The sequence below is a fragment of the Nonomuraea marmarensis genome, assembly GCF_043197025.1.
Taxonomy (GTDB): domain Bacteria; phylum Actinomycetota; class Actinomycetes; order Streptosporangiales; family Streptosporangiaceae; genus Nonomuraea; species Nonomuraea marmarensis.
Window position 1 is genome coordinate 24,412 of the sequence record NZ_JBICRM010000022.1, and the last position, 18,907, is coordinate 43,318.

An 18,907-nucleotide genomic window follows, 5' to 3' on the forward strand; every position below is an offset into this window, starting at 1 on the left:
CTGTCGGGAGAATCCCCCACCACTTGCCTCCTCGTTTTGACGTCGCTCAACATATGTCTGGAATCACGGAAATCTCAACGTTGTGACCTTCCAGAGACCTGGGTGCGCCTCGCACGTTACTCGCTTGGAACGTACGAATCGCCCACCGACGGACATTTCCTTTGTTAAAGGTTTATTTCCTGACCTATAGGCCGCAAGATGGAGCCCCAGGTCTCTTCTCAGGAGTCACACGACTCGTATTTTGTCGCGTTATGTTCGGGTAGCCACCCCGCCATGGGATGTGTTCCAATTACCCGCACTTGCTGATTTCCCACGGGCCCCTGGCCCCCTCATATACGCCGATTCGGGCGAGGTGCGTTCGGTGAGTACAGACTTGGGTGAGAGGCAGGCGAGCGAGGGCAACTGGCGCCTGCGCAATTGGCGCGTCCGGGCACGCCTCGTCGCTCTCATCCTGATCCCGACGGCCGCGGCCGTGCTGCTGGGCGGCATCCAGGTGCTCTCCTCGACGGCCGCCGCGGGCGACTACGCGCGGACGAACCAGTTCGCCCAGCTCTCCGCCGAGCTGGGCGGGTTCACCCACCTGGTGTCCGCCGAGCGGGCCAGGACCGCTTGGTACATCGCGCGCAACCGCCCCGCGGACGGGCTGTCCGAGGTGCAGGCCCAGATGGCCCAGGTGGACCTGGAGGCCAAGCAGGTGCGCGGCCTCGCGCAGCAACTGCTGACCGAGGCGACCGGCCGTACCGCGGACCAGATCGAGAACCTGCTCAGCCGCCTGGACGACCTGACCGGCCTGCGCAAGCAGGCGCTGGAGGCCGACCTGCTGCCGGGGCCCGCGGTCGAGCTCTACACCACGGTGATCAACGACCTGCTCTCCTTCCACACGGAGCTGATCAAGGGCAGCGCGGACGACGAGCTGTTCCGCCAGACCCGCATGCTCGACGGGCTGGCCCGCGCCAAGGAGAGCGTCTCCTACCAGCAGGCGCTGGTCACCGCCGTGCTGGTCGAGGGGGCCTTCGACCAGGACCAGCTCAAGCGCTTCCTCGGCGAGCAGTCCAGGGAGGCCAACGAGCGCAAGGGCTTCGCCGACGAGGCCACCGCGGAGGAGCGGCGCTTCTTCGACGAGACCGTCAACGGCAGGTCCGCCGACCGCATGTTGTTCCTGCGCGAGCTGGTGCTGATCAGGGCCACGAACGGGCTGCCGCTGCGCAACCTGGACCTGAGCAAGAAGGATGACGCCAACGAGTGGTTCGACGCGTCGAACGTGGTCGTCGACTCCATGCGCACGGTCGAGGAACGCCAGGCGCAGGGCATCGTGGCCCGCAGCGAGGCGCTCAGCGCGGACGAGCGGCAGCAGGCGTTCATCACCGCGGGCGCCGTGCTCGCGCTGCTCGTGGTCGTCCTGCTGATCACCACCGGCGTGGCCAGGTCGCTCGTACGGCCGCTGCGCCGCCTGCGCGGCGAGGCACTGGAGATCGCGGGCCGGCGGCTGCCCGAGTTCGTGCAACATCTGCGTGAGTCGCGCGAGGGCGCGGTCAACACCGAGGTCCCGCCTATCGGGATCTTCTCCAGGGACGAGGTCGGCGAGGTCGCGCGCGCCTTCGACGAGGTGCACCGGGAGGCCGTACGGCTGGCGGGCGACGAGGCGCAGCTGCGCTCGAACGTCAACGCCATGTTCGTCAACCTGTCCAGGCGCAGCCAGACGCTGGTCGAGCGGCAGCTGACGCTGATCGAGCGGCTGGAGCGCGGCGAGCGCGACGACACCAGGCTGGGCGACCTGTTCAAGCTCGACCACCTGGCCACCCGCATGCGGCGCAACAGCGAGAACCTGCTCGTCCTGGCCGGTCAGGAGGCGGCGCGCAAGTGGAGCGAGCCGATCGAGCTGATGGACATCGTGCGCGCCGCCCTCGGCGAGGTCGAGAGCTACGACCGGGTCAGCATCCAGGTGCAGTCGGACGTCGCCGTCGCCGGCCAGGCCGTCACCGACGTGGTGCACCTGCTGGCCGAGCTGGTCGAGAACGCCGTCTCGTTCTCCTCGCAGGACACCAAGGTCATCATCTCCAGCAGCCGCATCGACGGCGGCAGCCTGCTGTTGTCGGTCACCGACCACGGGATCGGCATGACCCAGGAGGAGCTCACCGAGGCCAACTGGCGGCTGGCCAACCCGCCCGTCGTGGACGTGTCGGTGTCGCGGCGGATGGGGCTGTTCGTGGTCGGACGGCTGGCGCTGCGGCACAGCATCAGGGTGCAGTTGCGGTTGCAGGACATCGGCGGGCTGACCGCGATGGTGCTGGTGCCGCCCATGCTGCTCACGGCGGCGCCGGGCACGATTCCCACGCCGCAGCCGCGCGTCCAGGTGCCCAGGCAGGCGAACCCGCAGCCGCCTTCCTACGGGCCACCGCCGGGGCTTGCCTCTGGGCCTCCGTCGTTCGCGTCCGGGTATCCGTCGGGGCATCCGTCGCTCCCCGCCGGGCATCCGTCGCTGGACGCCGCGCCCGCCGCCCCCGAGCCCTCGTCATGGTTCAGCTCGCCGCACACCCACTCGGTCGAGCAGCCGCCACCCGACCTGGGCCTGCCGCGCGAGTCGTACCCCTCGTTCGCGACGCCGACCCCGGCGCCGTCCAAGGACGAGTTCCTGCCCATCTTCGCCTCCGTCGAGGAGAGCGGCTGGTTCTCCAAGTCGTCGCCGACGGCCGACCACCGCGACGAGCACCGCGACGACCACCGTGACCAGGCCTGGTCGTCGCCCGCCGACCAGGGATGGCAGGCCGCCGGCGCGGCCGCGGAGCCCGCGCAGAACGGCACCACGAACTCCGGCTTGCCGAAGCGCACGCCGAGAGCGAATCTGGTACCGGGCACCGCGAACCTGAAGCCGCCGCCCGCTCCCGCTCCTCCGCTGTCCCCTGACCGACTGCGTAACAGGCTGGCCAGCTACCAGCAGGGCGTGCGCAAGGGGCGCGCCGAGCTAGAGGAGGACTGATGAAGGAGCTGAGCCAGGCCGCCAGGGACATCAACTGGCTGGTCAGCCGCTTCGTCGAAGAGGTTCCCGGCGTCGCGCACGCCGTGGTGGTCTCCGCCGACGGCCTGCCGATGGCGTTCTCCCGCGGCTTTCCCCAGGACCGCGCCGACCAGCTCGCCGCCATCGCGGCCGGGCTGGTCAGTCTCACGCAGGGGTCCGCGCGGGTGTTCGAGGGCGGAGGGGTCACCCAGACCCTCGTCGAGATGGAACGCGGCCTGCTGCTGGTGATGTCGATCAGCGACGGATCCTGCCTGGCGGTGCTGGCCGCACCCGACTGTGACATGGGCTTGGTCGCGTACCAGATGACGATCCTGGTCGAGCGCGCCGGGCAGGTCCTCACGCCTGCCGTACGGGCGGAACTTTCCGCCTCGCGCCCGGTGATGGATCCGCAGCGAAGCGAGGACATCCATCACCGGCCCGCCTCGCTGGGCGAGGCCAGATGGACACGGTGATGGGAGTAGACGTTGGCATCGTGGGATAACGGGGAGCCGGAGCCCGAGCGCAGCTCGCTCGTCCGGATGTACGCCGTCACCGGCGGCAGGACCACTCCGCGCACCGAGCTCGCCATGGAGGCGCTGGTATCGTCGGCCACCTCAGCACAACTCGGCATGACCTACACCCGCGAATACCGCGCGATCAGCGAGCTGTGCCGGCAGGTGCGTTCCGTGGCGGAGATCTCCGCGCTGCTGAGCGTCCCTCTCGGGGTGGCGCGGGTGCTGATCGCCGACATGGAAGCGGATGGGCTGGTCCGGGTGTACCAGCCGCAGCTAGAGGCGGGCCTTCCCGACAGGAGCCTGCTCGAAAGGGTATTAAGTGGACTTCGCAGGCTCTAGCCGGCTCACCTCCACGAAGATCGTCGTGGCGGGCGGGTTCGGTGTGGGGAAGACCACGTTCGTGGGCTCCGTGTCCGAGATCATGCCGCTGACCACGGAGGCGGTGATGACGGACGCGTCGGAGGGCATCGACGACCTCGGGCTCACTCCGGGCAAGACCACCACCACCGTGGCCATGGACTTCGGGCGGCTCTCGCTGGAGCACGACCTGATCCTCTACCTGTTCGGCACACCGGGGCAGCACCGGTTCTGGTTCATGTGGGACGACCTCGTGCGGGGCGCGATCGGGGCCGTGGTGCTGGTGGACTCGCGGCGGCTGGCCGACAGCTTCCCCGCCGTGGACTACTTCGAGGACTCGGGGATCCCGTTCGTGGTCGGGCTGAACGGCTGGGACGGGGCGTTCCCGCACGTCGAGAGCGAGGTGCGGGAGGCGCTCACGCTCTCGCCGCACGTGCCCATCATCCGTACGGACGCGCGGGCGCGGCAGGCGGTCAAGAACACGCTCATCACGCTCGTCGAGCACGCGATGACCGTGCGCGCGCACTGACCTACTGCCACCAGTACGCCGCCACCAGTTCCGCCACCAGGGTCTCCGTGAGCAGGGCCACGTCCGGGTCGCCGTCGTGCGGGTAGCGGATCGCGGCCGTGGCGTCCTTCACCTCCGCACCCACGGTGATCACCATGGAGTCGCGCTCGCGTACCCACTCCATGGCCTGGGCGTCGTAGCGGGAGCCGGGGTAGAGCAGGGCCCGGTAGTCGAGGGTCTTGGTGAGGTAGACGTCCACATGGGACCAGTCGCCCGTCTCGCAGGCGTCGGCGGGTCGGCGCGGGCCCTCGCGGAGCATCAGGGCCGACTGCTCGGCCGACGAGAGGCGTTCCACGGGGGCGATCGTGTAGACGCCGTGGGGGCCGTCGAGCAGCTCCATCGTGAGGGGGAGCCACTCGTCCCTGCGGTCCAGCAGGTCCTGCGTGGCCTCCGCCGACCGCCTGATCAGGGTGGTCAGGTCGCGATCGCGCCTCGCGAGGCGGGCTTCCAGGGCCAGGAGCAGGGCCAGGGTGTGCTGGAACGTACGGCAGGCGACGCCGCCGCGCTCCTCGCCCGCGTGCATGGGGATCACCAGGTCGGCCGTCTCGGTGAGGGGGGAGCCCGGCGTGTTCGTCATGGCGGCCAGGAACGCCGGGCCGTTCGCGTAGCGGGCCGTGGCGTCCAGCGTCTCCCGGCTGGAGCCGGTGGCCGAGATCGGCACGACCAGGGTGTTCTCGGTGGCCGGGACGGTGGCCGCCGCGGAGGCGTACTCGGCGTACGCGTCGATGCCCGCGGCGCGCAGGCGCAGGGCGGCCACCTTCGCGGCGTAGCGCGAGCTGCCCATGCCCAGGAAGAGCACCCTGTCGATGTTGTCCGGGAGCTGACTGAAGGGGTCGTCCGCCTGCAGCGCGTCGGCCAGGTTCGCCAGGGAGGCCGGCTTGGACTCCAGGTCGGACAGGTAGAGCTCGGAATTCACGTGATGTTCTCCTCGTGGTACCAGGTGCGCAGCACACCCATGGGGGCGTAGCGCCAGCGGGGCAGGTGGCGGGCGGCGTAGATGAGCTCACGGCACTCCTGCTCCACCTCGAACGGGCGGATCAGGTCTGCGTCCAGGAGGTCGGGCCGGTCCTTCGCGGCCAGGCGGGCCCGGTAGGCGGTGAGCATGGTGGCGCGGGCCTTCGCGACCCAGGCGGCCGCCCGGGCGGGCGGGGTGTCCCGTCGTTTGATCGCCACCTGGGCCACGTGCTCCAGGCTCATGGCGAGCTGGGCCACGTCCCTGGCCGCCGGTTGGTACGGATCGGCCTCGGTGACGGTGGGATTGCCGTCGAAGTCGATCACCGCGTAACCGTCGCGCCACTTGAGGATCTGGCCGACGTGGAGATCACCATGGATCCTGATGAGCGGGCTCGTGACGGGCTTGGCCAAGGGCGCCAGCTCGCGCCTGAGGGCCGTGGCCTTGGTGGCCAGCCACGCTCCGTCCTCGCCGCCGGTGAGATCGAGGGCCTCCTGAAGCGCGGCCTCCGCTCGGACCGCCAGGTCACCCGGCCTCCCCGAGGGGAGCGTCGCGAGGGCGAGGTGCAGGTCGGCGGCCAGGCGGCCGAGCTCAGGAGCGAAGTCCGCAGTGCCCGCCGCCGCCTCGTCCACGCACCACTCCCAGCCGTCCCTGGCGTCCGGCAGGTAGCCCGTCACCAGGGCCAGGAGCTCCTCGTGCGTGTCAGCTACGCGGGTCAGCGCCGCGTACGGAGGGGCGGTGTGGTTGAAGCCCGCCTCAACGAGGTGGGCGAGGATCTCCGGGGTGGGATGGGGCAGCGGGACCGGAGGGGTGAGCCACTTGACGACCACCTTCTCGTCCACCACCACCGAATAGTTGGTCTGGTCCACGTGCGGGCCGAAGTCGCGTTCACCTGGAGCCCCAGTGTGGAGATCTCCAGGACCGTACGAGAGGCTGGGCAGCGGGCGGAAGCGCCGCACCGCGAAGGGCGGCGGCAGCTCACCCGCCATCAGCCTCAGGAGTGCGGCGGTGAGGCCGCGGTCTTCGGCGGTGAGCGGGTTCTCACCCAGAGAGATCATGCGATGACTTATTGAATCCCAATTCAACTGGTAGACCAAACTTCCTGGTAGCAATGTCATAAAAAGTCTTGCTCATGTTGATTTCTGCTGCAACACTCCTGCTCTGGTCAGCTGTGTCCGGTAAGGTCGCGCGACCTCTGTTACAGCCAATTTCAGAAGGAGTAGCGGCCGTGTCCCGTATCCGGTTCACCCGTCGTCTTCCGGCCGCCGCGGCGGCGGCCGGCCTCGCGCTTGCCGTCGCGGCGTGCGGTGGTGGTGAGTCGACCAGCTCAGAAGGCACGACCGCGGCGGCAGCCGACCAGCTCAAGCCCAACGCGGACCTGTCGCAGCAGACGCTCCAGGTCACGGTGTGGGACGGCTACACGCCCAAGGAGCTTCCCGAGAAGGTCAAGGCGAAGCTCAAGGTCAAGGACATGAAGATCTCGTTGCACGACACCAACGAGGTCGCGATGACCAAGCTCACCGCCCCCGGTGACAGCGGCATCGACGTGGCGTTCGTGTCCGGCCAGTACGCCCAGGCGCTCAACGAGCAGGGCCTGCTGGAGCCGATCCACCCTGAGCTGATCCCCAACCTGGCCAACCTCTACCCGGAGGCCACCCAGCTCTCCTATGACAAGGGCAACAAGTACTCGGTGCCCTACACCTGGGGCACCACCGGCATCTGCTACCGCACCGACCTGGCGAAGACCCCGGTGACGAGTTGGAACGATCTTCTCAAGCCGCCGGCCTGGGCGGACAAGAAGGTCACCATGATGACCACCGAGCGCTGGCTGGCCCTGCCCGCGCTCAAGGCGCTCGGCTACTCGGTCAACACCGACAAGGACGACGAGATCGCCAAGGCCAAGGAGCTGCTGCTCGCGGCCAAGCCCCACCTGCTCAGCTACGACGACACCACGTTCGGCGAGAAGCTGCAGTCCGGCGAGGCCGCCATGGTCGAGGCGTGGGACGGCTGGTGCCCGACCACCGACCCGAAGGGCAACATCGCGTTCAAGGTGCCGAAGGAGGGCAGCGACCTCTGGGTGGACACCATGGTGATCATGAAGTCCTCCAAGAACAAGGAGGCCGCGCACGCCTTGATCAACTACATCCTCGATCCCGAGATCCACAGCTGGGCCGCGGCGAACATCAACTACAAGGTGCCCAACAAGGCCGCCATGGAGAAGGTGCAGGCCCCGAAGGGCTCGCTGCTCGGCATCAAGCCCGCCGAGCTGCTCAACGGCGAGGCGATCATCGACCTGGGACAGGCGTCGACGAAGTTCACCCGCCTGTCGCAGGAAGTCCAGGCCGCCGGATAGTCGTCGGTGAAGTCTGAGGCAAGGACCCGGCCGGTGTCCCGCTCCTGGGGGCGCCGGCTGGGTGCGTTCGTGTTCCTCTCGCCCGGCCTGACGTACCTGGTCGTGTTGCTGCTGGTGCCGCTGGCGCTGGTGCTCAGCACCACGGTCTTCCAGCGCGGCCGTTTCGGCGGGGTGGTCTACGAGTTCACCACGGAGAACTTCGAGCGCCTGATCGATCCGGTCTACCTGCAGGTGCTCGGCGGATCACTGAAGATCGCGGCGCTCACGACGCTGATCGCGCTGCTGCTCGGTTACCCGACGGCCTACGTCATCGCCCAGCTGCCCCGGAGGTGGCGGACGGTGGCGCTGGTGGCGATCGTGTTGCCGTTCTGGACGAACTTCATCATCCGCATCTACGCGTGGATCATCCTGCTGAACGGGCCGGGGCTGGTGAACTCGCTGCTCGGCACGGAGCTGGAGCTGCTCTACAAAGAGGGCACGATCGTCACCGGCCTGCTCTACTCGTACCTGCCGTTGATGGTGTTGCCGCTGTACACGGCCATCGAGAAGCTCGACCCGGAGCTGCGCGAGGCGTCCGCCAACTTGGGCGCCGCGCCGTTCACCACTTTCCGCAAGGTGACGCTGCCGCTCACGGTGCCGGGCGTGCTGACCGGGTGCATGTTCGTGTTCGTGCCGAGCTTCGGGAACTTCGTCATCCCCGAGATGCTCGGCGGCAGCAAGACGCTGATGGCGGGCAACGTGATCCGCAACGAGTTCCTGGCGGCGCGCGACTGGCCGTTCGCCTCGACGGTGACGCTGGCGCTCATCGCGGTGCTGGTCGTGTTGCTGCTCGCGCAGTCCTGGGCGGCCCGCCGTGCGTAGGTCCAAGCTCCTGTACGTCCCGTTCTGGGCCACGTTCGTCTTCCTCTACCTGCCGATCGTCGTGCTGGTCGTCATGTCGTTCAACTCCGGCGACTCGGCGTACACCTACGAGGGGTTCAGCCTCAAGTGGTACGGCGAGCTGGCCGGGGACGAGCGGATCAGGACCGGCGTGATCAACACGCTGATCGTGGCCACGGGCTCGACGGCGCTCGCGACCGTGCTCGGCACGCTGCTGGCCGTCGGCCTGGCCCGGCACACCAGGTCGAAGCTCCTGGACGCGCTCGCGCTGATGCCGGCCGTGCTGCCCGACCTGGTGCTGGCGATCGGGCTGCTGCTCTTCTACGGCCTGATCCAGCTCACGCTCGGCCTGTACTCGGTGATCCTCTCGCACGCGCTGTTCTCGATGGCGTTCGTCACGGCGGTGGTGCGCACCAGGCTCTCCAACGCCGACACCTCGCTGGAGGAGGCCTCGCGCGACCTGGGGGCCGGGGCGGTGGCGACGTTCGTGCGGATCACGCTGCCGCAGCTCGCGCCGGGGATCGTCGCGGGGGCGCTGCTGGCGTTCACGCTGTCGCTGGACGAGTTCGTGATCGCCTTCTTCACGATCGGGAACGCCGAGCCGACGCTGCCGATCGTCATCTACTCAATGATCCGTTTCGGGGTGACCCCGAAGATCAACGCGCTGGCTGCGATCCTGCTCCTCGTGAGCTTCACGGCGGTGATCGCCGGGCAGCGCATGACAAAAATCGGGGAGTCACGTGCTCAGGGTTGACGGGATCTCCCGTAGGTTCGGCGACGTCGTCGCGCTCGACGACGTGTCGCTGGAGATCGAGCAGGGCGAGTTCTTCGCCCTGCTCGGGCCCTCCGGCTGCGGCAAGACCACGCTGCTGCGCATCATCGCCGGGTTCGAGACGCCGGACGCGGGCACGGTCACGCTCGACGGCGCCGACCTGCTGGCCAAGCAGCCGAACCGGCGGCCGATCAGCCTCATGTTCCAGTCGTACGCGCTGTTCCCGCACATGACCGTGGCCAAGAACGTGGCCTACGGGCTGGAGCGCGAGCGGTTGCCCCGCCACGAGGTCAGGCAGCGCGTGGACGAGGTGCTGGAGACGGTGGGGCTGACGGCGCACGCCGCGCGCCGGCCCGCCCAGCTGTCCGGCGGGCAGCGGCAGCGGGTGGCGTTGGCCCGCTCCATCGTCAAGCGGCCCCGGCTGCTGCTGCTCGACGAGCCGCTGTCCGCCCTGGACAAGAAGGTCCGCGCCGACATGCAGCTGGAGCTGAAGCGGCTGCAGCACGAGGTCGGCATCACGTTCGTGGTCGTCACGCACGACCAGGAGGAGGCCATGTCGCTGGCCGACCGCATCGCGGTCTTCGACAGCGGCACGGTGTGCCAGGTGGACCGGCCGGTGGAGCTCTACGAGCGGCCGCGCTCACCCTTCGTGGCCGACTTCGTCGGCGCCAACAACCTCTTCCACGGCGCGGCCGGCGGCCTGGACGCGCTCCAGACCGACGACTTCGGCCCGCTGCGCGGCACGCCCCTGACGGAGCTGGCGGCGGGCGCCGAGGCGCTGCTGGCGGTACGGCCGGAGAAGGTCGAGCTGGTGGAGGAGAGGGAGCCGAACCGGACACCTGGGGAACCACGTGCGGACACCAGGGTGCAAGGTGAGGCGGACTCGACCAGTGAACACGAGAGGGAGCCGAACCGGACACCTGGGGAACCACGTGCGGACACCAGGGTGCAAGAGGCGGACTCGACCAGTGAACACGAGAGCGCCGCCAAAGGCATCAAGGGCATGGTCCTGGACGTCAGCTTCTACGGCGGCGTGTCGCACATCTCCGTGGACGTGCCGGGCCATGTCAAGCCGGTGCTGGTCGCCGTACAGGGGGCCAGCGGTGTGGACGTGGGCGCCAAGGTCAGGGTGCGCTGGGACGCCCAGGACGCGGTCATCATGGCGGCCGGTCAATGAGCCAGGTCGTTGCCCGTGGCCACGCGGGCGTAGGACAGGATGAGCTCGGCCGCCTCCGCCGGGCCGATCACCGGGTGCCTGGCCGTGATGCGGTAGCCGTACGCGTCTTCCAGGGCCACCAGGTTGCGGGCGATCGTCGCCGAGTCCGCGCTCAGCCGGAACACCCCCAGCGCGGCCCCCGTGTCCAGGATCGCCTGGTACATCGACACCTGCCGGTCGTAGAGCGAGGTGAGCAGCACGCCATAGACCCTGTTGCGGCCCGCGGCCCCGCCCAGCTCGTTGAGCAGGCGTACGTCGGGGTCGAGCGGCCCGGTCGGGAGCCCCGACCTGATCGTCACGACCAGCTTCGCGGCCGGGTCGGTGAGCGCGGCGAGCTGCCGCAGGCGCTGCTCGTAGAAGCGCTCCATGCCCGCGTGTTGCGCCTCGACCAGCAGTTCGCTGAGGTCGGGGTAGTGGTAGAGCACGGCGCCGGAGGTCAGCCCGGCCTCCTCGGCGACGTGCGAGAGCTGTACACCGTCGATGCCATGGCGGATGATGGCCCTGCGTGCGGCCTCGATCAAGTCGATGCGCCGGTCACTTCGGCTTTTACGCTGAGCCACCCTCACCACCTTCACTCGTTCGGCCGCTGTTCAGTTAGCCGTGACCATAGTGCACTTAACTTTACGTTTACGCCAGACGCGTTTTTGAATTCCTCTTCAAATCGATGAGTTCCCCCGGAGTCTCGATGTCTCTCACCATCCTGTTCATGCCTGAAAGCGCCTACGGCCCGACCAACAACTGCATCGGCATCGGCGACATCCTGCGCCGCCGCGGCCACCGCGTCGTCTTCGCGGCCGAGGCGTCGTGGAAGGGCAAACTCGAAGCGCTCGGCTTCGAGGAGGACCTCGTGGACCTGGCGCCCCCGCCTGAGGACGCCGAAGAGCAGGACCCGGGCCAGTTCTGGAAGGACTTCATCCGCGAGACCGCGCCCGAATACCGAAAGAGCACGCGGGAGCAGCTCGAGACCGTCACCCAGCCCATCTGGGCCGAGCTGATCGACGGCGTGAAATATTGCGAGCCGCAGCTCAAGGCCATCATCGAGCGGGTGAACCCCGACGTGATCGTCGAGGACAACGTGATCACGTTCCCGGCGCTGCGCACGGCGGGCAAGAAGTTCGCCCGCATCGTCTCCTGCAACCCGCTGGAAGTGCGCGGCGCGGACATCGCGCCGGTCTTCTCCGGCCTGCCGGCCGATGACCGCTCCGAGTGGGACGCCTTCCGCGCCGAGTACGACCGCACCCACCGCGAGCTCTGGACCGCCTTCAACGAGTGGTCGGTCGCGCAGGGCACCGAGCCCCTGCCGGACCTCGACTTCATCCACGAGGGCGACCTGAACCTCTACGTCTACCCCGAGATCCTCGACTACGCCGGCGCCCGCCCGCTCGGCTCCACGTGGCACCGGCTCGACTCCTCGGTACGCGAGACCGACGAGGACTTCACGCTGCCCTTCGAGCGCAGGAGCTCGCGACGAGAGAGCGACGGAGGAGCCAACGAGGAGCGAAGCGGGCGCGACCATAAGCACGAGCGCAGGAGCTCGCTGATCTACTTCTCGCTCGGCTCGCTCGGCTCCTCCGACGTGGAGCTGATGCAGCGGGTGATCGACGTGCTGGCCGGCACGCCGCACCAGTACATCGTCTCCATGGGCCCGCTGCACGAGGAGATCAAGCTTCCGGACAACATGTGGGGCTCGGAGTTCCTGCCGCAGACTAAGATCATCCCACTGTGTGACCTCGTCATCACCCACGGCGGCAACAACACGACCACGGAGGCGCTGCACTTCGGCAAGCCGATGATCCTGCTGCCGCTCTTCTGGGACCAGTACGACAACGCCCAGAGGGTGGACGAACTGGGCTATGGTGTCAGGCTTTCGACCTACACCTTCACCGACGACGACCTGACGGGGGCGGTCGCGCGGTTGCTCGGCGACACCGGGCTGCGTGCGAGGCTGGCCGCCGCGGGCGAGGAGATCCGGCGCCGCGATGGCCTGCGCCAGGCCGCCGACCTGATCGAGCAGCTCGGTCAGTAGTACGACCCTGAGAGATGAAGTCTTCCCATGCGTGAACTGATCAACCCCGCCACCGGGCTCCCATGTGCCGAAATTCCGGACACGCCGGTGGAGGGCGTGGGGGCGGCCGTACAGGCGGCTCGTGTGGCTTTTCAGGAGTGGTCGCAGACCACTCCGGCCGAGCGCGCGCGGCTGCTGCTGCGGCTCGCCGACCTGGTGGAGGCCGATGCCGAGGAGCTGACCAGGCTGGAGGTGGAGGAGACGGGCAAACCGGCGGCGGTGTTCCGGGACGGCGAGTTGCCGTTCGCGGTGGACAACCTGCGCTTCTTCGCCGGGGCCGCCCGTTCGCTCGAAGGCTCCGGCGCCGGGGTGTTCAGCCCCGGCTACACCTCGGTCATGTTGCGCCGTCCCGTCGGGGTGGTGGGGTCGATCGCGCCGTGGAACTTCCCGTTCGTGATGGCCGTCTGGAAGGTCGGACCGGCGGTGGCCGCGGGCAACGCGGTGGTGATCAAGCCGGCGCCGCAGACGCCGCGCACGACGCTGCGGCTGGCCGAGCTGTTCGCCAAGGCGGGCGCGCCCGAGGGGCTCGTCCAGGCCGTCACCGGGGACGCCGAGGTGGGCCAGGCACTGGTCTCCGACCCCGGCGTGGACATGGTCAGCGTGACGGGCTCCACCGAGACGGGCCGGGCCGTGATGACCGGCGCGGCCGCCACGCTCAAGCGGGTGCACCTGGAGCTCGGCGGCAAGGCGCCCGCGCTGGTCTTCGAGGACGCCGACCTGGCGGAGATGGCCCGCGGCGTGGCCATGGGGGCCACGTACAACACCGGGCAGGACTGTACGGCCGCCACCCGCGTGTACGTCGCCCGCGAGGTCTACGCCGACGCCGTGGAGGCGATCCGGGCGACTCTGGCCGGCATCACCGCCGGCGACCCGTGGGACCCGGCGACGGACATCGGCCCGCTGATCTCCGCGGCGCATCGGGACCGGGTGCACGGGTTCGTCTCCAGGGCCGGCGGGCGCGTGCTGCACGGAGGCGCCCCGATCGCCGGGCCGGGGTTCTTCTACCCGCCCACGCTGGTCGGCGAGGTCGCGCAGGAAAGTGAGATCGTGCAGGGTGAGCTCTTCGGGCCCGTGCTGGTGACCCTGCCGTTCGACGGCGAGGACGAGGCGGTCAGGCTGGCCAACGACACCAGATACGGTCTGGCGTCGTCGGTGTGGTCGCGTGACGTCTCCAGGGCCATGCGCGTCTCGCATCGGCTCGATGTGGGCGTGACCTGGGTGAACGACCATCTGCCCATCGCCAGCGAGGCACCGCACGGCGGGGTGAAGGGCAGCGGGTTCGGCAAGGACATGAGCCAGGAGGCGGTGCAGGAGTATTCGGTGACGCGGCACCTGATGGTGAAGCACGCGGCACCGGCTGAACGGGATTCGTTCCGGCCCGCCTGAAAACGTGTACGGCGAGATGTGCCCCAAAATCCCTCTTTGGGGCCATTTGATGGGATATGTTCGGTTGGCCGATCTGGTACGGGTTGTGTTCCAATTACCCAGCCGGAAAGAATCCCATGCGCCACACGCGTGTCTGATTTTTTCGAGCACGTACCGGCGAGAGGTTGCGAGAGTCAGTGAGGACTGAAAACCCCAGGCACACGAGGTCAGGGGAGTACACAGGCGGACGTCTCCGGCTGGGGAACTGGCGTGTGCGCTCGAGGCTGGTCGCGCTGATCCTCATCCCCACGGTCGTGGGTGTGCTGCTCGCCGGCGTACAGCTGGCCAACGCCATCGGCACCAGCGCGGAATACCGCCGGCTCACCCAGGTCGCCGAGCTGGTCCAGCGCATCGGAGCGCTCAACCACGAGCTCGGCAAGGAACGCACGCTCACCGCGTGGTACGTCGCCGACCACAACAAGGGCGGACGCCTCGTCCAGCTCAAGACCCAGCGCCAGGCGACGGACAAGACCAAGAGACAGGTGCTCGCCGCGGCCACGGCCATCGACGCCGCGCACCCGGCTCGCGTCCGCGAAGGCGTCGCGAACATGCGCCGGTGGCTCGACGGCCTCGACAGCCTGCGCGAGTCCATGGTCCAGAACGCGCCGCCGCGAGCGGCCATCAGCACGTATACGACCATGATCGGCGTCTTCGCCGGCATCCAGGGCGACCTGGGCGACGGCGTGAACGACGACGCCCTGCAGGGCGACGTGGCCGCGCTCGGCTCGATCCAGCGGGTCAAGGAGGAGGTCTCGCGCCAGCAGATCATCCTCATCGTCGCGCTCGTCCAGCGCGAGCTGGACAAGGACGACTGGACGGACTTCCTCGGCTCCTGGGACAAGCAGCAGGCCGAGCTGGCCGCCTTCGAGCAGGAGGCCGCCCCCAAGGACCTCAAGGCGTACGAGGACGGCGTCAAGGGACCGCAGGTCGACCTCGCCGACGCCATGCGGCAACGCGCCCTGGCCCAGGTACGCGAGTACGACCGGATCAGGGACCTCGACGTCACCACCCGCCGCGACCTGAGCCTCTGGTACGACAGCACCACCCTGACCGGCAACGCCATGCGCAAGGTCGAGGACGGCCTGGCCACCAAGATCGTGGCGACCACCAGGGACCTGAGCGACACCGAGCAGCGCAACGCGATCATCTCCGGTGCGCTGATCCTCGTCCTGCTGCTGCTCGTCCTGATCATCACCACCCGCGTGGCCGGTTCGCTGGTCCGCCCGCTGCGCCGGCTGCGGGCCGAGGCGCTCCAGGTCGCCACGACCCGGTTGCCCGAGACCGTGCGCGTGCTGCGCGAGTCGGGCGATGGGGCGCAGGTACCCGAGGTGCCGTCGGTCGGCGTCAACACCCGCGACGAGATCGGTGAAGTGGCGCGGGCGTTCGACGAGGTCCACCGCGAGGCGATCCGGCTGGCCGGCGACGAGGCCAAGCTGCGCTCGAACGTCAACTCGATGTTCGTCAACCTCTCCCGCCGCAGCCAGACGCTGGTCGAACGCCAGCTGCAGCTCATCGAGGGCCTGGAGCAGGGTGAGGAGGACGAGCAGCGGCTGGCGAACCTGTTCCGCCTCGACCACCTCGCCACCCGCATGCGCCGCAACAGCGAGAACCTCCTGGTCCTGGCCGGCCAGGAGGCCGCCCGCAAGTGGAGCGAACCGGTGCCGCTGGTCGACATCGCCCGCGCCTCGCTGTCCGAGGTCGAGAACTACGAACGGGTCCAGATCCAGATCTCGTCCGGCACGCTGATCGTCGGCCCCGCCGTCACCGACGCCGTCCACCTGCTCGCCGAGCTGATCGAGAACTCCATCTCCTTCTCGCCCCGCGAGAGCAAGGTCCAGGTCACCAGCACGCCCGTCGAGGGTGGCGTGCTCGTGTCGATCAACGACCTGGGCATCGGCATGAGCCAGGAGGAGCTGTCCGAGGCCAACTGGCGGCTGGCGAACCCGCCCGTCGTGGACGTGTCGGTCTCCCGGCGCATGGGCCTGTTCGTGGTCGGCCGGCTGGCACTGCGGCACGGCATCCGGGTGCAGCTGAGCATGCGGGAGACGGGCGGGCTGAGCGCGCTGGTCATGATGCCCGACATGCTCATCAGCGGCGGGCTCGGGTCCGCGCAGCCCGGCGGGCAGTACGAGGCGTTCACGACGTTCGATCCGAGCACGTTCGGGCAGCCTTCGCAGAACGGGTCAGGGTCCTACCCCTCGGCGCCTTCCATGGACACTCCCGACCGGGTGATGGACACGCAGTGGCCGGGGTCGCTGCCCGCGCCGGGGGCCGGTTGGCCGCCGTACGGTGAGCAGCAGCCTTCGTTCGGTGAGCAGCAGCCTGTGGGCTTCGGCGAGCAGCCGTCGCCGTACACCGGGCAGCCGCAGGACGAGCAGCGTTGGCCGTCCTTCGCCGAGGATCAGCCGCCCGCGCCCTTCGGGGAGCAGCGATGGCCGTCGTTCGCGGAGGAGCAGCCCCCGGCCGCGCGGCCGTTCGAGGAGAACCAGTGGCCGTCGTTCGCCGAGCAGCCGCCGCCCCTGCGGGAGGACGAGCCGCGCTGGCCGTCGTTCGCCACCGAGCCGCCGCCGCAGCCTCAGGAGGAGCCGCGCTGGTCGTCGTTCTCGGACCCGCTGCCGCGCAGGTCGCTGTTCGAGTCGGAGGACCGGCCGCGGCCGCAGTCCGAGGAGTCCTACCGCTCGCCGTTCGCCGAGGAGCCCAAGCCCGCCGACCACTACGAGCAGAACGGGCGCTCCGACTACGGGCGGTTCGGGCCCGGCGACTACACCTCGCAGGACTTGACCGGGCCGCTGCCCGTGGTGCGCAACTCGCCCATGGAGGAGCAGGGCGACGAGTTCCTGCCGATCTTCTCGTCGGTCGGTTCGGACTGGTTCCGGCGGCCGGACCCCGAGCAGCTGCGGCCGAGTTACGAGCCCGAGGGCGAGCCGGAGATCACGGCTGTGCACCCGGCCGTACCCGCGGACCCGGCTCCTGCCGCGCCGGCGCCTCCGGTCGCCGGGACAGCTGGCAGGTCCGGGCTGCCGCAGCGCACGCCCGGCGCGTCGGGTGCGGGGGCGACCTGGTCCTCGCCGGCGGACTCCGGCTTCCAGGCCGCGCAGGCCGCCGCGCAGCCCGCGCAGGGCGGTACGACGCCCTCGGGCCTGCCCCGCCGCGTCCCCAAGGCCAACCTGGTGCCTGGTACGGCGAGCCTCGCCGAGCCCCAGGCCACTTCACCGGCGCCGCAAGTTTCACCCGAGCGGCTGCGCAGCCGGCTCTCCAGCTTCCAGCAGGGTGTCCGCCAAGGCCGAGCGTTCACCCGCGGAGACGAGAATGAGGAGGATAAATGAGAGAAATGAGCCAGGGAGCGCGCGGTATCAGCTGGCTGATCACGGACTTCGTGAACAACGTGCCAGGCGTCGCCCACACGGTCGTGGTGTCGTCTGACGGGTTGCCACTGGCCTTCTCCGAGGGGTTTCCCAAGGACCGGGCCGATCAGCTCGCCGCGGTGGCCTCGGGTGTGATCAGCTTGACCCAGGGCGCCGCGCGGGTCTTCGAGGGCGGTATGGTGTCGCAGACCGTTATCGAAATGCAGCGTGGGCTCTTGATGATCATGTCGATCAGCGATGGCTCCTGTTTGGCTGTCCTGGCGGCTCCCGACTGTGACATGGGCCTGGTGGCGTACCAGATGACTTTGCTGGTTGAGCGGGCGGGCCAGGTTCTTACTCCGGCCGTACGCGCTGAGCTGCAAGCGGCCCGCCCCCGCTAGCGGGGTGGTGACAGGAGATCATGGTGTCAGGTCAGGGTTGGGCTGGTGATAGCACTCCGCCGCATCCGGCGGCTCCCCGTCCGCAGAAGCCGAGCTCCCTGGTACGGCCTTATGCCGTGACCGGGGGGCGCACCGCGCCGCGGATGAAGTTCGCCATGGAGGCATTGGTGTCCTCTGTGACGTCGGAATACCAAGACATTTCCCTACTTAGTCCGGAGTATCAGGCGATCATCCAGCTGACCCGGAACGTCCGGTCGGTTGCCGAGATCTCCGCCCTTTTACGCCAGCCTCTTGGCGTGGTCCGGGTGCTGATCGCCGACATGGCGTCGGAAGGCCTGATCCGCGTGCACCAGCCTGCGCTGGACGCGGGAAAGCCGGACCTCAACTTGCTCGAAAGGGTGCTCAGTGGACTTCGCAGGCTCTAGCCCCGGCCTAACCTCGACGAAGATCGTCGTGGCCGGGGGCTTCGGCGTGGGGAAGACGACATTCGTGGGTGCGGTGTCGGAGATCCTCCCGCTCACCACGGAAGCGGTCATGACGGACGCCTCGGCGCACGTCGACGACGTCTCGCTCACGCCGAACAAGACGACCACGACCGTCGCGATGGACTTCGGCCGGGTCTCGCTCGACCGTGACCTGATTCTGTACCTGTTCGGGACTCCCGGACAGCACCGCTTCTGGTTCATGTGGGACGACCTGGTACGCGGCGCCATCGGCGCGGTCGTGCTGGTGGACACCCGCCGCCTGGCGGACAGCTTCCCGGCGATCGACTATTTCGAAGAGGCGAAACTGCCGTTCGTGATCGGCATCAACGGCTGGGACGGCCAGTTCGCCCACGCGGAGGACGAACTCCGCGAGGCCCTGTCGATCGGCGGCCACATCCCGATCGTCCGATTGGACGCCAGACAACGAGAGTCGGTCAAATCCACCTTGATCACCTTGGTGGAGCACGCCCTGACCCGCCACATGCACACCCCTGTGTAGGTCTTCGGAGTAGGTGGACCGGCGGCTCCCACCCGTTGCCCCTCTTGGGTGGTGGGCCGCCCGACACCCACCCCGGGGCCA

The 18,907-nt window shown here is 68.8% G+C and carries 16 protein-coding genes and 1 pseudogene; 14 read left to right on the forward strand and 3 right to left on the reverse strand.

Annotated elements, in window-relative coordinates; translation table 11 throughout:
* Positions 1 to 361: 361 nt before the first annotated feature.
* The 4 genes and pseudogenes from ACFLIM_RS30855 to ACFLIM_RS30870 all read left to right on the forward strand — a co-directional run bounded on the left by ACFLIM_RS30855 (position 362) and on the right by ACFLIM_RS30870 (position 4,396).
* The gene (locus ACFLIM_RS30855; protein WP_393171431.1) at positions 362 to 2,977 is read left to right on the forward strand and encodes a sensor histidine kinase; all 2,616 of its coding nucleotides are present in this window, start codon (positions 362 to 364) and stop codon (positions 2,975 to 2,977) included.
* Positions 2,977 to 3,390: pseudogene (locus ACFLIM_RS30860) on the forward strand (roadblock/LC7 domain-containing protein); the annotation flags it as partial. The gene ACFLIM_RS30855 and the pseudogene ACFLIM_RS30860, both read left to right, overlap by 1 nt.
* 90 nt (positions 3,391 to 3,480) lie before the next feature.
* Complete coding sequence (locus tag ACFLIM_RS30865) at positions 3,481 to 3,849, forward strand: DUF742 domain-containing protein (protein ID WP_393171433.1); 369 nt, start codon at positions 3,481 to 3,483, stop codon at positions 3,847 to 3,849.
* Positions 3,830 to 4,396 (forward strand): GTP-binding protein, encoded by a 567-nt coding sequence (locus ACFLIM_RS30870; protein WP_393171435.1) that lies wholly within the window; start codon positions 3,830 to 3,832, stop codon positions 4,394 to 4,396. The genes ACFLIM_RS30865 and ACFLIM_RS30870 overlap by 20 nt, the downstream gene beginning before the upstream one ends.
* Position 4,397: 1 nt before the next feature.
* Here the strand turns inward: ACFLIM_RS30870 and ACFLIM_RS30875 are convergent, their stop codons facing one another.
* Both ACFLIM_RS30875 and ACFLIM_RS30880 read right to left on the reverse strand, forming a co-directional pair.
* A complete protein-coding gene (locus ACFLIM_RS30875) occupies positions 4,398 to 5,351 on the reverse strand; it encodes an SIS domain-containing protein (protein ID WP_393171437.1) in 954 nt (317 codons plus the stop codon).
* Positions 5,348 to 6,445: a hypothetical protein gene (locus ACFLIM_RS30880; protein ID WP_393171439.1), complete on the reverse strand. Its 1,098-nt coding sequence runs from the start codon at positions 6,443 to 6,445 to the stop codon at positions 5,348 to 5,350. Before ACFLIM_RS30880 ends, ACFLIM_RS30875 begins: the two co-directional genes overlap by 4 nt.
* Before the next feature lie 170 nt (positions 6,446 to 6,615).
* On the opposite strand from ACFLIM_RS30880, the gene ACFLIM_RS30885 reads away from it, so the two are divergent.
* The 4 genes from ACFLIM_RS30885 to ACFLIM_RS30900 are packed head-to-tail and all read left to right on the forward strand — an operon-like array spanning position 6,616 to position 10,568.
* Positions 6,616 to 7,740 carry a polyamine ABC transporter substrate-binding protein gene (locus ACFLIM_RS30885; protein WP_393171441.1) on the forward strand — a complete coding sequence of 375 codons (1,125 nt, stop codon included), beginning with the start codon at positions 6,616 to 6,618 and terminating at the stop codon, positions 7,738 to 7,740.
* A gap of 33 nt (positions 7,741 to 7,773) precedes the next feature.
* A complete protein-coding gene (locus tag ACFLIM_RS30890) occupies positions 7,774 to 8,601 on the forward strand; it encodes an ABC transporter permease (RefSeq protein ID WP_393171443.1) in 828 nt (275 codons plus the stop codon).
* Entirely contained in the window at positions 8,594 to 9,373 is a 780-nt protein-coding gene (locus ACFLIM_RS30895; RefSeq protein WP_393171445.1) for an ABC transporter permease, read from the forward strand. The genes ACFLIM_RS30890 and ACFLIM_RS30895 overlap by 8 nt, the downstream gene beginning before the upstream one ends.
* Positions 9,360 to 10,568, forward strand: coding sequence for an ABC transporter ATP-binding protein (locus ACFLIM_RS30900; protein ID WP_393171447.1), 1,209 nt, complete (start codon positions 9,360 to 9,362; stop codon positions 10,566 to 10,568). Before ACFLIM_RS30895 ends, ACFLIM_RS30900 begins: the two co-directional genes overlap by 14 nt.
* Here ACFLIM_RS30900 and ACFLIM_RS30905 read toward each other — a convergent pair.
* Positions 10,562 to 11,167 carry a TetR/AcrR family transcriptional regulator gene (locus ACFLIM_RS30905; protein ID WP_393171448.1) on the reverse strand — a complete coding sequence of 202 codons (606 nt, stop codon included), beginning with the start codon at positions 11,165 to 11,167 and terminating at the stop codon, positions 10,562 to 10,564. The genes ACFLIM_RS30900 and ACFLIM_RS30905 overlap by 7 nt on opposite strands.
* 146 nt (positions 11,168 to 11,313) lie before the next feature.
* Here ACFLIM_RS30905 and ACFLIM_RS30910 point away from each other — a divergent pair, with 146 nt between their 5' ends.
* The 6 genes from ACFLIM_RS30910 to ACFLIM_RS30935 all read left to right on the forward strand — a co-directional run bounded on the left by ACFLIM_RS30910 (position 11,314) and on the right by ACFLIM_RS30935 (position 18,826).
* Complete coding sequence (locus ACFLIM_RS30910; RefSeq protein WP_393171450.1) at positions 11,314 to 12,633, forward strand: nucleotide disphospho-sugar-binding domain-containing protein; 1,320 nt, start codon at positions 11,314 to 11,316, stop codon at positions 12,631 to 12,633.
* A 27-nt stretch (positions 12,634 to 12,660) separates the two neighbouring features.
* Positions 12,661 to 14,058 carry an aminobutyraldehyde dehydrogenase gene (locus tag ACFLIM_RS30915; protein WP_393171452.1) on the forward strand — a complete coding sequence of 466 codons (1,398 nt, stop codon included), beginning with the start codon at positions 12,661 to 12,663 and terminating at the stop codon, positions 14,056 to 14,058.
* 251 nt (positions 14,059 to 14,309) lie between these two features.
* The gene (locus tag ACFLIM_RS30920; protein ID WP_393171453.1) at positions 14,310 to 17,423 is read left to right on the forward strand and encodes a nitrate- and nitrite sensing domain-containing protein; all 3,114 of its coding nucleotides are present in this window, start codon (positions 14,310 to 14,312) and stop codon (positions 17,421 to 17,423) included.
* The gene (locus ACFLIM_RS30925; protein WP_435054279.1) at positions 17,420 to 17,842 is read left to right on the forward strand and encodes a roadblock/LC7 domain-containing protein; all 423 of its coding nucleotides are present in this window, start codon (positions 17,420 to 17,422) and stop codon (positions 17,840 to 17,842) included. Before ACFLIM_RS30920 ends, ACFLIM_RS30925 begins: the two co-directional genes overlap by 4 nt.
* Before the next feature lie 20 nt (positions 17,843 to 17,862).
* On the forward strand, positions 17,863 to 18,267 hold the full coding sequence (locus tag ACFLIM_RS30930; protein ID WP_055507219.1) for a DUF742 domain-containing protein: 405 nt from the start codon (positions 17,863 to 17,865) through the stop codon (positions 18,265 to 18,267).
* Positions 18,248 to 18,826: a GTP-binding protein gene (locus ACFLIM_RS30935; protein WP_192790701.1), complete on the forward strand. Its 579-nt coding sequence runs from the start codon at positions 18,248 to 18,250 to the stop codon at positions 18,824 to 18,826. The genes ACFLIM_RS30930 and ACFLIM_RS30935 overlap by 20 nt, the downstream gene beginning before the upstream one ends.
* Positions 18,827 to 18,907: the final 81 nt, after the last annotated feature.

Excerpts from the sequence above, each read along its gene's own strand:
- ACFLIM_RS30910 (WP_393171450.1), top strand. The coding sequence starts at position 11,314 with ATGCCTGAAAGCGCCTACGGCCCGACCAACAACTGCATCGGCATCGGC.
- ACFLIM_RS30925 (WP_435054279.1), top strand. The coding sequence starts at position 17,420 with ATGAGAGAAATGAGCCAGGGAGCGCGCGGTATCAGCTGGCTGATCACG.
- ACFLIM_RS30915 (WP_393171452.1), top strand. The coding sequence starts at position 12,661 with ATGCGTGAACTGATCAACCCCGCCACCGGGCTCCCATGTGCCGAAATT.
- ACFLIM_RS30930 (WP_055507219.1), top strand. The coding sequence starts at position 17,863 with ATGGTGTCAGGTCAGGGTTGGGCTGGTGATAGCACTCCGCCGCATCCG.
- ACFLIM_RS30880 (WP_393171439.1), bottom strand. The coding sequence starts at position 6,445 with ATGATCTCTCTGGGTGAGAACCCGCTCACCGCCGAAGACCGCGGCCTC.